The 10,742-nt window shown below is 54.9% G+C and carries 9 protein-coding genes and 1 tRNA gene; 1 reads left to right on the top strand and 9 read right to left on the bottom strand.

The window, feature by feature from the left end:
• From ACMNI9_RS09215 to ACMNI9_RS09250, 8 genes are all read right to left on the bottom strand, one after another.
• A partial coding sequence (locus tag ACMNI9_RS09215) for an MBOAT family O-acyltransferase (RefSeq protein ID WP_418831741.1) occupies positions 1 to 846 on the bottom strand: 846 nt, incomplete at its 3' end.
• A gap of 34 nt (positions 847 to 880) precedes the next feature.
• A complete protein-coding gene (locus ACMNI9_RS09220; protein WP_216529139.1) occupies positions 881 to 1,117 on the bottom strand; it encodes an acyl carrier protein in 237 nt (78 codons plus the stop codon).
• Positions 1,118 to 1,119: 2 nt separating this feature from the next.
• Positions 1,120 to 2,349: a diaminopimelate decarboxylase family protein gene (locus ACMNI9_RS09225; protein ID WP_418831742.1), complete on the bottom strand. Its 1,230-nt coding sequence runs from the start codon at positions 2,347 to 2,349 to the stop codon at positions 1,120 to 1,122.
• Complete coding sequence (locus ACMNI9_RS09230) at positions 2,346 to 3,887, bottom strand: amino acid adenylation domain-containing protein (RefSeq protein ID WP_216529137.1); 1,542 nt, start codon at positions 3,885 to 3,887, stop codon at positions 2,346 to 2,348. The genes ACMNI9_RS09225 and ACMNI9_RS09230 overlap by 4 nt, the downstream gene beginning before the upstream one ends.
• A 91-nt stretch (positions 3,888 to 3,978) precedes the next feature.
• Positions 3,979 to 4,884 (bottom strand): SGNH/GDSL hydrolase family protein, encoded by a 906-nt coding sequence (locus ACMNI9_RS09235; protein ID WP_418831743.1) that lies wholly within the window; start codon positions 4,882 to 4,884, stop codon positions 3,979 to 3,981.
• A 94-nt stretch (positions 4,885 to 4,978) separates the two neighbouring features.
• A complete protein-coding gene (locus tag ACMNI9_RS09240) occupies positions 4,979 to 6,538 on the bottom strand; it encodes a sensor histidine kinase (RefSeq protein WP_231088173.1) in 1,560 nt (519 codons plus the stop codon).
• Between the two features lie 22 nt (positions 6,539 to 6,560).
• Positions 6,561 to 7,265, bottom strand: a complete 705-nt coding sequence (locus ACMNI9_RS09245) for a response regulator transcription factor (protein ID WP_216529327.1) — start codon at positions 7,263 to 7,265, stop codon at positions 6,561 to 6,563.
• Positions 7,266 to 7,601: 336 nt separating this feature from the next.
• A tRNA-Leu gene (locus ACMNI9_RS09250) sits at positions 7,602 to 7,688 on the bottom strand.
• Positions 7,689 to 8,005: 317 nt separating this feature from the next.
• On the opposite strand from ACMNI9_RS09250, the gene ACMNI9_RS09255 reads away from it, so the two are divergent.
• Positions 8,006 to 9,697, top strand: coding sequence for a diguanylate cyclase (locus ACMNI9_RS09255; protein WP_418831745.1), 1,692 nt, complete (start codon positions 8,006 to 8,008; stop codon positions 9,695 to 9,697).
• A gap of 13 nt (positions 9,698 to 9,710) precedes the next feature.
• Here ACMNI9_RS09255 and ACMNI9_RS09260 read toward each other — a convergent pair whose 3' ends face one another.
• Positions 9,711 to 10,595, bottom strand: a complete 885-nt coding sequence (locus ACMNI9_RS09260; RefSeq protein WP_418831747.1) for a CPBP family intramembrane glutamic endopeptidase — start codon at positions 10,593 to 10,595, stop codon at positions 9,711 to 9,713.
• Positions 10,596 to 10,742 lie beyond the last annotated feature (147 nt).

Here is a 10,742-nt window from a genome sequence, read left to right on the forward strand (position 1 = left end):
CACGTTGAACACGCGACCCATGCCCAGGGCAACGTCCATCGTCCCCGAAAAATCACAGTACAACTGAATGGTGTACAGAATCGCCGCAAGGGCTATGACGCCGCCATCATACGAACCGTAGTTGTCGAACACCGGCTTCACGAACGCATTCAACCGATCTGCAACGATAATCTTCTTTGCCATGCCCCATACGATGCGCAAGGTTCCGGCGTACAGGTTCTTCCGATTCAGCGGTTCGCCCGCAGTAAGACTTGGAGCAACGTCGTTGTACCTACTGAGCGGCCCTTCCATGATTCCCGGGAAAAATGCCAGGAACAGCGCCACATGTCCAAGGTTTTTATCGGCCTTCGTGCGCTCGCGGTACACGTCCATAACGTACGAAACGGCCATCAACGTATAAAACGAGATTCCGATGGGCAAGGCGAAGCTGGGGATGGCAAGGTCAACCGAAATGCCGAAGGCCGCAAGCACCGAGGCCAGGGACACTCCGAAGAAACCCGAGTACTTCAAAACGGCCAGAATACCGATATTGATGACGACCGCCCCGGCAACGATGCGCCGGTTCTTTCGCTTGCAGGCCTCGCGCATCTCACGCTTGCCCGAGCTAGCCTTTGCCGGTTGCCGGTTTTTCTTTTCAAGGTTGGCGTCTATCATGCGGGCGCATGCGTACACGACCACCGTCGACAGAGCAACGAACGCAACAAGCGCGCCGCTCAGGGCGAAGAAAAAGCCGTAGCTGGCCAGCAGCAGCACCGCCCACCTAAAACGCCTTGGAGCTATGCCGTACAACATGACCGCAATCGGCAAAAAGGCCGTGAAGAAAAGGGCGGAATAATACGACGTCATTAAAACGGTTCCCTACTCGCTCGATTCGCGCAGGCTAGTCTTGCTCTGCTTGCAGGCGCGCCATCAGGATGCACATGGCATCAACCGAATTGAAATTGTCGGGAACGATTTCAACAGGCGGTATTTCGACGTCGAATGCGTCTTCGAGTTCGGCCACAAGGGCGACCATCGTCAGCGAGTCAATGCAGCGTGAATCGATAAGATCGACGCACATCTCATAATCCGCGCCCGGGTTGATGTCTTCGAGAATCTCGATGATTTGACGTTTCATGATCAGTTCTCCTTTTTGTCTTGTTCCGCCGCGTTATCCTGCGACCTTTTCGATGAATTGAACAGGGCTGTTTCCAAACGATGGCGTACTACGTGCATGTCTCCTGAAACATCACGCACGACCACCGACGGAAGGTCGCGGCTCAAAAACAGCGCCCGGCCCTCCGTCACGCAGTAAGCGCCCGCCCGAGCGAACGCGAGCACGTCTCCCACGGACAAATCGACGATCGGCACGTGCTTTGCAATGATGTCGTTAACCGTGCAAAGCGCCCCGCATATATTCCAAGGTTGCGAAACGCCTGCCGCCGTATCAACCTTTCTGAAAACCGGGCACTTCATAGCCATCGAGTGCCCGTAATACGAAATCTGGTGCATGCCACCGTCGATGATCGCGTAGTTTTGCCCGCTCGTCGTTTTAGCATCCACAACGCTGGTTAGATACGTTCCGCAATCCGCTGCGATGCTGCGACCCAACTCGAGAACGATGTCCCCTTCGAAAGGAAAGCCGTTCAGCAGCGTTGCAAGTTCAGCAATCGGGGCGTCTTGCATGCATCGAGCCCGCTGCTCGTCCTCATCAAAGTACTCGACGGGAAACCCGGGACCGTACTCGATCTCGTTCAGCTTCACCAAGCAGGAGGCCTCCACTTCGGCCACGACGCAGTGCAGCTTGCTCAGTTCCCTATCAAGCTTTTTGAGCGACGTTTTCTGCGTGCCCGAGTAGTACTGAATACCCTGAATGCTAACGAACGGATCGTCTTTGCAGCTGTCAACCAGCTTTTTCAGCATGGTGGAATCTACGCCGAATTGGTTTCCACTACTCAACCTGAAAAGCACGTCCGTCTGCCTGCCGTATTCGTTGGCAAGTTCGACCAGGTCTTTCAACTGTTGGGGAGACTCGATCGTGAATCTATGGGGAATGCGGCCCGCTTGGAACAATTCGTCTAAGCAGCAACGATCCTTCCACAAGCCTGAAAGCACTACTTTTTCGAACGGCACGCCCGCACTTGCGCAAATGCGCAACTCGCCTGGCGAGCACGCTTCTATGCAATCCACCAGAAACGATGCTTCCCGAACGATGAAGGGGTTTGCTTTCATCGCATAGCAGATCTTGGCGTGGGAAGGAAGCAATGCTCGCAAATGGGCGATCCGGTCGTTAAGGGCCCGCTGGTCAAAGAGGTATACGGGCGTTGGACATACGTCGAGCGCCTCTCGCAACGTCGCGTCGTCGATCATCGGACAGCCCTCGCTCGCTTCGTTGGCTCGCCGTGCAATTCCAGGAGCATTGCACGGTCGACCTTTCCATTCTTGTTCAGAGGCATGTTCTCCACCTTCGCGACGCTTGCCGGTCTCATGAAAACGGGAAGCTTTGACAAGGCGCGCTTGGGAAGCTCCTTCTCGCAAGCCGACCCCTCGTAGAACACGCACAGCCGATTCTTCTTGGAATCGAAGGCGCATCGACACCTATCGACGTCGGAGAATCCCTCGAACACCTTGTCGATCTCTTCCAGTTCTATTCGATGCCCTTGGTATTTGACCTGATTGTCCTTACGCCCGCAAAAGACCAAGTCGCCCTCATTCGTGAGCATTGCATTATCTCCCGTGCGGTACACGCGCTCGCCATAGAGGGAATTGAGGGGGTTGGGCACGAACGCCTTTTCCGTCGCTTCGCGATTACCGATATAGCCCAATGCCAGCGAAGGGCCTCGCACGATGAGCTCGCCCTTCCGGCCCGATTCGACAATACGATGGCCTGCCTCGTCGACCACCATGACTTCGCAATGCCCAAACGCCTTCCCGAGGGGAAGCTCAGCGGTGTCGACGCGTGCGCGATCAACACGGCAGTACAAACAATTGCACGTAATTTCGGTCGGACCGTACAGGTTGACGAATTCGGCATTCGACAAGGACTCAAGCAGGGATTTTAAGTGCGCCCGCGGCATAACCTCGCCGCTGAACAGCACCTTTCGAACCGTCGAAAGCGAATTGCCGGCAATTGCCCGAAACGAGCTGACCATGCACAAAGCCGCAACCGCCCAAATCATCACGGTCACGCGTTGCTCGTCCAGAAACTCAACCAAAGCTTGCGGCTGCATGAACAAACGGCGCGGCACGATGACGAGCGTTGCACCCACCGCCAAGCTTCCGAAAATATCTTTAACGGACACGTCGAAGTCAAACGGCGCTTGGTTGGCGAACCGATCGCCGTTTTCGAATTTGAATTCCGATACGAATTCGTCAATGAAGCTGATAATGGCTCCGTGACTGACAACCACGCCCTTAGGGACGCCCGTCGACCCAGAGGTGAACAGAACGTATGCCGGATCGATCGAAAGCGACATCGGCTCAACCGCGTCACGTCGCTGCATCCCGGCGCGCAAGCTGTGCAGCGCCTCCAAAGAAACGGTTTCGCACGCATTCTCAAGCTGAAGGCCGCACAACGTTTCTTCGGTGGTTACCAGAAGCGGATTGCCCAATGCCCCGACAATGTGCGCAAGCCGCGCAGGGGGAACCGACGGATCAACCGGCACGTAATACCCGGATGCAAACAACGTCCCCAGCATGATGGCAAGCGTGTCGTAGCTTTTTTCAACCATGATGACCACGCCACGATTTGCCACGTCGTATTTGGCCAGCGCCGCGCCGTATGCTGCGCTATCGTCTTGCAGCTGCTTATAGGTATAGCTGCCGAACTCGTCGACAACCGCCGTACCGCCCGGTGTCCGCTGCGCGGCCTCGGCCAAATATTCCAGCACATTGCTCTTGAGTTTCATAAGAAACCTCTCTTACCGTATTTGCTTCATGTTCTACAGTAAGAGAGCAACCTTTTCGTTTTCTAAACACTTCCTAAAGGTTTCTTTGGATTTACCAATAACCCAGTTGAACACCTCGTTGGTACACCGCTTGCGCTTTCGCGTAGTATCCGTAGGAATTCAAATGGGTCCAGTCAGATCGCAGCTGCATGGATATGCAGCCAGCCGCAGCATCTTCCGCGTCTTCGTCGGTCGGCACAAGCCCCGCAGTCTCCAAACCATCTTCGATAAGAAATTGGCGCATGTTTATAAAATGGTCCCCGAATTCCGCAGCCAGCGCGGTTTCCCAGTCGGTTTGACGACCGCCCTCGCCCGGTTCAAAAGCCTCTTGCTTCCAATCGCCATACGAAGTCCCCGGATCGTCGGTATCGCCAATAATAATGAAATTCTCGCATCCAGAGTTTTTGATAATCGCACGATACTGCTCTATGAGCGTAGCATAATCGCCACCCCAACCGCCGTTGCTTCCAATTTCCAGCACCAAGATGGTTCCTGGATGCCGCTTTGCCAGCTCGACAACTTCTTCATCGACTACGATGCTCGCATCTTTGCGGTTTGCCTTAATGCCTCCCTGCATGATGCCAATCTCCTCAGACGTTGCACCTGACACGCCAAAATTGCAGGTGGTTATACCCGTCAGCTTTTGAAGCACCTCGGGATACGACAGATAGCTCGCATCAAAAACCCCACCGCCGGTTGTGATTACAGCCGAATCACGACCAGCACCCTCGGTCATGCTATCGCCCCAACAAACTATCTCTCTCGAGTCTTTTTCGTCGCTGCCTCCGGCCGCAACCAAAACGCGTTCTTTCGGGGCGTCGTATCGTACGTCTGCAAATTCGCTATCAACCGAATCGTTTTCAGCGTGATCCTCTTGGCTTGCGACACATCCCGACAACCCGACGCCAGCACAGAGCAAGGTGGTTAACGCAACGCAACATATCAGGGGTTTCTTCATAGCGCTCCTTAAAACAAAGACATGCAGCCTCCACTATGAGAAGCTATCCTTTGCCCAGGCTGAAGAGAGCCTTAAGATTTCTTAACGAAACATGCTATGCCAACGGAAGAGTTACGACTATCTCGGTTTTAAAACCAGTTTCCGGTTGGGGCGAAACGCCAATCGTTCCGCCCTGCAAATCGACGAAGCGCTTGGCGATAGAAAGCCCCAATCCCGTCCCCTTGCCCGATTCACGCGCATCATTGCTGGTAACAAACGGCTCAAATACCTGATCGCGCAAGGATTCGGGGATCCCTGTTCCGTCATCCGCCACAGCAATCACCGCCTCGCTTTCAGTGTGGTCGCACGTCAGCCGTACGGTAACCCCATCAGGATTGTGCACGCATGCGTTGTTTATCAGATTGCCAAACACGCGCGCCAAGAGCGAACTATCAGCATTCACCCAAATAGGATTGTCGGGAATCGACACATCAAGGCGACAGGAGCTCTGCTCAATAGTCGACAGCATTTCTATCGCTATGCGACGAACCACTTCGCAGACGTCCACCCGCGAAAGCTGGGGGTTGTACGAAGGATGGTTCGTTTTGGCATAAAGAAACAGCGAGTCAATCAGTCCGGCAGCCTCGTCTGACTTCTCCTTTATGGCCCTCAGGTACTCTTCCGCCTTTTCTGGAGGCACGCGCCCATCCTCAAAGGCCTGCGCATATCCCCTTATCACCGTCAAAGGCGTTTTCAAATCATGCGAAATATCTGCAACAATCCGCTGCTTGTCGTTCTGCGCGGCTTCAAGTTCGTCCATCAGCTCTATAAAGTTGTCGTACGTGGGCACTAACTCGGTCGGAACGCGATGCGCGCGGTCAGGGTTTTCGCCCCCTTCCTTGCAGGCGGTAATGGCAGCGTCCAGCGGCTTTGCCGCCCTGCGAATGATCCTTACCAGAACCGCAGCCGAAATGGCCGTAAGAACGATTGCAACAGGAATAGAAGAGAGCCAGATGATTCCATTTTGACCGATAAGCTCTTCGTACGTCGATTCGCTCACGTTCGAAGAAATAAAAACAAGGGTTCGCGGCTGATTATCGGCAGTGACGTACTCGTATTTTTCGATAGACTTATTAGCGCTGAATTCCCCGTTTATAAGGGACAGATCACGCGCGCTCAGCGATTCCCGGCCAGCAAACAAGTCGCCTTCGATGATCGTTCCGTCCAGCTTGCAGACACAAGAAGACAGCACTATCTTCGAAGTGCCGGTTCCGCTCATGCTGCACAAGTTTATTTCGTACACGGTACCGTGCTGAGCATCGGAACGCTGCAGAACCTCGTAGAAAACGCGGTCTTCTTCGCTTCCGTTAATGATTGCCAAATCGCTCGCATCGATTGATTTGGCAATATCGTCGTCACTGGCGTACAGGCGGTTCCCATCCTGGTCGAAAATCGCCATTTGAGCAGACGCAGGAACCGAACTCCTCAATTCGCTGAAAGAATCGTTTTCCAAAGCATCTCCGCTTCCCTCCAAGGCATCAATGGAAGGAAATGCGCTGCTAAGGCGAAAATCTGCGAAGTAGCCGACGGCCGAAAACAGACCCATAATCAGGATTGCGTAAATAAGCACAACCGCCATGCAGCGAAACGCCAGGCTGGAAAACAGCGACCTCATACCTCGCCCCACCGATGTCGCGTCAGCCTTCAAAACGATATCCCAATCCACGAACCGTAACGATATGCGTCGGGCTGTTAGGGTCATCTTCTATCTTCGATCGAATATTGGAAACGTGAACCATGATGCTGTCCTCGCCTCCGCCATACGATGAAGAACTGATCTGCTCGTATAATTGCGCCTTCGTATACACGCGACCAGGAGATGAAAACAGTTTGCTGAATATTTTTAATTCCGAAGCCGTGAAAGGAACCACGTTGCCGTTTTTTCGAACAATCAAAGACTCCTTATCAAACTCTATATTGCCAATGCGCACGACGGCATGGTTCAAGGAAGCATCGCCTGCGTCAGCCGCCGACAATACGTTGCAGCGTCTAAGAACCGCGCGAACATAAGCCAGTACCTCAATCGGGTCGAACGGTTTCGTGATATATCCATCAGCCCCTAAATCCAGGCCGAGCATTTTGTCGGTGGGCTGGCTGCGAGCCGAAATGATGACGATGGGAGCATCCGAAACCAAACGAGCTTCCTTTATAAAGTCGAACCCGTTCATTTCGGGCATCATCAAATCCACGAGGACAACCGACGGAAACGCGCTCTTCAGCAACTCGAGCCCCAACCTTCCATTGGCGGCAGTTTCAACCTGATAGTCGCTACCGCACAAGTAAAGGCTCAAGATTTCGACAATATCCGAATCGTCTTCAACTATGAGAACCGTTTCATTCATAACGAATCCTTTAGAAGAGTAGTGGAATACGCTGGTTCTTGCAGAGGGGGAACGACTTGCATTCATGCATCCGGAGCGTCATCCACCACTATCGCCTGGACAAAGAGACGCCACAACCAATACCATTGTGACCCTACAGATATTGAAAGAGCAAGAAATCTCGGAATTTTGCCATAATCTGCAGATTGCGCTTTGGAAAACCCTTGGAAACTAGTTAGAAAGCAATCAATCGGTGGCTTAGGGGATAGGGTGGTGCTAATGAGAAGCAGAAACTTCCCAGCAAGATCCGTGTTCACAACTAAAAGGCCCCTGGAACCAGGGGCCTTGCAATTCAAATGGTGCGGGCGAGAGGACTTGAACCTCCATGGGGTTGCCCCCATACGGACCTGAACCGTACGCGTCTGCCAATTCCGCCACGCCCGCACAAATCGTGCTTCTTCCGAAGCGGTTGAATATGTTACCGGATTCGCTTTGCAAACGCAAGAACAAATTTCCGCTATTTTCTACGCACTCTCAAACGCAGCTTTCACGCTCGCAGCAAGCCGAACCCGCCGGTCGCCCAGCACGCGCAAACGCCCACGGCAAGCCGTCAAAACCCACTTCCGAACAACGGGCTCGTCAGCTTCGCCTCGCACTCGCTATGCTACACTCGAAAACAAAACGATGCCTTCACCACCCATACCACGTGGCCCTCGCCTCGCAAGAAGCGAGGGCCTGCCGGCCGAAGGGGAACGACCGTCATGCACACCGTCCTAATCGCAAGTACGCTCGAAAGCGACCGTGAAGAGCTGGGGAGCCTGCTGACGCAAACATGCACCGTGCTGAAAGCATCTGACATCCTGGAAGCGTTCTCCCTTGTCAGAGGATCGAAACAGGGCATATCGGCCATCATTGCAGACAACGATTTCCCCCATCTTGCAAGCATGACCGGACCAAACGTTTTCGAAGGGCCCAGCGTAACCGACGGCATTCCGTTCTTCTTGATTGTAGACGACCACAACGAAGCGCCCTCCACCGAACGTATGCCGAACGCGTTGGACATCATCGTTCGACCCTTCAGCCCTTATGCATCTCGACGCATCATGAACGCCATCGAAATGAACCAAGCGCAGCGCAAGCTGCGATCGGCCTTGGCAAACGAGCGAAAAATCAAAGAAGAATACCACCACTTCCTGAAACGCATGCCAGGAGGGCTGTTCCGCTACCACGCCGACGGTGGCGAAGAATTCAGCTCGATCAGCGCCGGACTGCTTGAAATGACCGGTTACGAAACCGAGCAGGCATTTCGAGAGGCAACCGGAAACTCGTTCAGGGGATTCGTCCATCCCGAAGACATCGAGGCCGTGGAAGAGTCCATAGCCGAACAGATGAAGTACGGCGACACCGATGTCGTCACCTACCGCATCAAGAAAAAAGACGGCAGCGTTCGCTGGATTGAAGATTGGGGGCGCTTGGTGGTTGACGAGGACGGCGTTCGCTGGTTTTACGTGGCAACGCTCGACATCACCGACAAGATCACCTACCAAGAAGAACTCGAGAAAAGCAACGAGCGGCTCACCATCTTGGCAGAGCTCAACAACGATGTGCTCTTCGACGCAAACTGCCGCCTTAAGAAAACGGAGGTGTTCGGGGATTTCGAAAAACGGTTCGGGCGTCCCATGGCGTCGAGCGACTTCGACAAACTGGGCCCGCAGGGGCCGTCGTGCCAGGCCAACCACGGAGATTTCGAAATCTACCAGCACGCGTGCACGAACCACGCAGCAGCGCGCGTCGACGTTGATGTTGCCTTGCCCGACGCGCAAGGCAACCCCCTGTGGTGCCGATACCAATCCGTCGTCTTGCGAGACGAAAACGGAAAACCGTATCGCCATGTGGGAAGGCTTCTGGACACGCACGCCATGATGGTGCAGCAGCAGACGTACAGAGCGCTTGCGGAGCACGATGACCTAACCGGGGCAATTGCACGGCGCACGGCCATCGAGCGCATTCGAAAACACTGCGAGCAGCACAGCGAGACGTGCGCGCTCCTGTTCATCGACGTGGACGATTTCAAGGAAGTGAACGATCGGTACGGACACCCCACGGGCGATCGCGTCCTGACGCACGTTGCCGCATTCCTAAAGGACGTCGCAGGTCCTAGCGCCGTCGTCGCGCGGTTCGGCGGCGACGAGTTTGCCGTGTTCGTACCGCATGCGCAAAACACGGCCGACCTCGATCGCCTGGTGGAGCGCATCAAAAGCGAAGCATTCGAGGGTTTTCACGACGAGGCCATAGAAAACCCGCTCGCATCGTTGTCGCTAGCCGTTGGCGTAGCTCGCAGCAACTGCTCGCAAACATGCGGCAACCCGGTGTTCGAAGATCTGTACCGGCAAGCCGACAACGACTTGTACCGTGCGAAGCGTAACAAATGCTCGTGTGCCAGCCAAGACTGAGGGCGGGAAACCGCTACGAATCCGAGGCCGCCTTCGACGGCGCGCGAAAAGCCGACCACGCCGCTCGCGCCGGCGCGAGCAAAAGGATCGTGGTAGCCGCAAGCACGATCAGATCGTCAAAGCCGCCGGTCACGTAGACCGGCTGCATCCCCGTGGCAAGCATGATCGGGCCCAGATAAACCAGATCGAATGCAGCGTGAACCCAGGCTAGAAACCACAGGCTGCAGCCCTTCAGGTACAAAACGGCCATGAAGAAGCCGAACAGCCCCGCCTGCACCGGCTTGAGCACGGCCTGCGTCCACGCAACCGCGTCCCCAACGGCCAGCGCCTGTCCGAACGACACATGCAGCAGCCCGAACAAAACCGCCGAAACCACCGCAGCACGCAGCGGGGCCAAGCGCGTCAAGAACGCATCCAGGGCAAGAACCCTGAAAACACCCTCTTCGAACAAGCCGGTCATCAGGCATATCGTAAGAATGAAGGCAACGCGCGCCGCGGCGTCCGAATCAAAGAAACCAACCGGTTCGGAAAGCAGGCACAGCGCGATACCCGCGGCAAACCCTACCGCAAGCACGAAAACCACCCAACGGCCAAGGGAGCTGATCGTCTTGCAAGAACGCTGCAACGCCTTGGGACGACCAATCCTCACAAGCGCAAGCACCATGATCGACAGCGCAATCCCCTGCACAAGCGAAGACTCCAGCGTATCGTCCGGGAAGACTTGGAAGCACATCACCGACAGCACGATTGCCGCAACAAACAAACCGGGAGCCCGAAACAAAGCGAGCACGGCCGAGGAACCCTCCCCCGAAGCCGAGGCCGAGGCCGAAACGGGCCGGTTCGCTTTCCCAACCTCGTTTGACCCGCTTGAACCGTTTGAGCCGTCCTTTGCCTGCATCACGCAATTTCGCCCTTCATCCCGCAATCCCCCAGCCGTCCCAGTATACTGGAATCCTATGAACGAATCGCTCAATACAACCGATGAAGACACGCGTAGGGGCGTCTCGTCCTTCGCTTTGAAAATCGTAGCCATAGTCGGCATGAC

It is taken from the genome of Paraeggerthella sp. (assembly GCF_048427265.1).
Taxonomy (GTDB): Bacteria; Actinomycetota; Coriobacteriia; order Coriobacteriales; family Eggerthellaceae; genus Paraeggerthella; species Paraeggerthella hominis.

Coding starts and splice junctions, on each gene's coding strand:
- ACMNI9_RS09220 (WP_216529139.1), bottom strand. CDS start 1,117: ATGAAACGTCAAATCATCGAGATTCTCGAAGACATCAACCCGGGCGCG.
- ACMNI9_RS09225 (WP_418831742.1), bottom strand. CDS start 2,349: ATGATCGACGACGCGACGTTGCGAGAGGCGCTCGACGTATGTCCAACG.
- ACMNI9_RS09230 (WP_216529137.1), bottom strand. CDS start 3,887: ATGAAACTCAAGAGCAATGTGCTGGAATATTTGGCCGAGGCCGCGCAG.
- ACMNI9_RS09235 (WP_418831743.1), bottom strand. CDS start 4,884: ATGAAGAAACCCCTGATATGTTGCGTTGCGTTAACCACCTTGCTCTGT.
- ACMNI9_RS09240 (WP_231088173.1), bottom strand. CDS start 6,538: ATGAGGTCGCTGTTTTCCAGCCTGGCGTTTCGCTGCATGGCGGTTGTG.
- ACMNI9_RS09245 (WP_216529327.1), bottom strand. CDS start 7,265: ATGAATGAAACGGTTCTCATAGTTGAAGACGATTCGGATATTGTCGAA.
- ACMNI9_RS09255 (WP_418831745.1), top strand. CDS start 8,006: ATGCACACCGTCCTAATCGCAAGTACGCTCGAAAGCGACCGTGAAGAG.
- ACMNI9_RS09260 (WP_418831747.1), bottom strand. CDS start 10,595: ATGCAGGCAAAGGACGGCTCAAACGGTTCAAGCGGGTCAAACGAGGTT.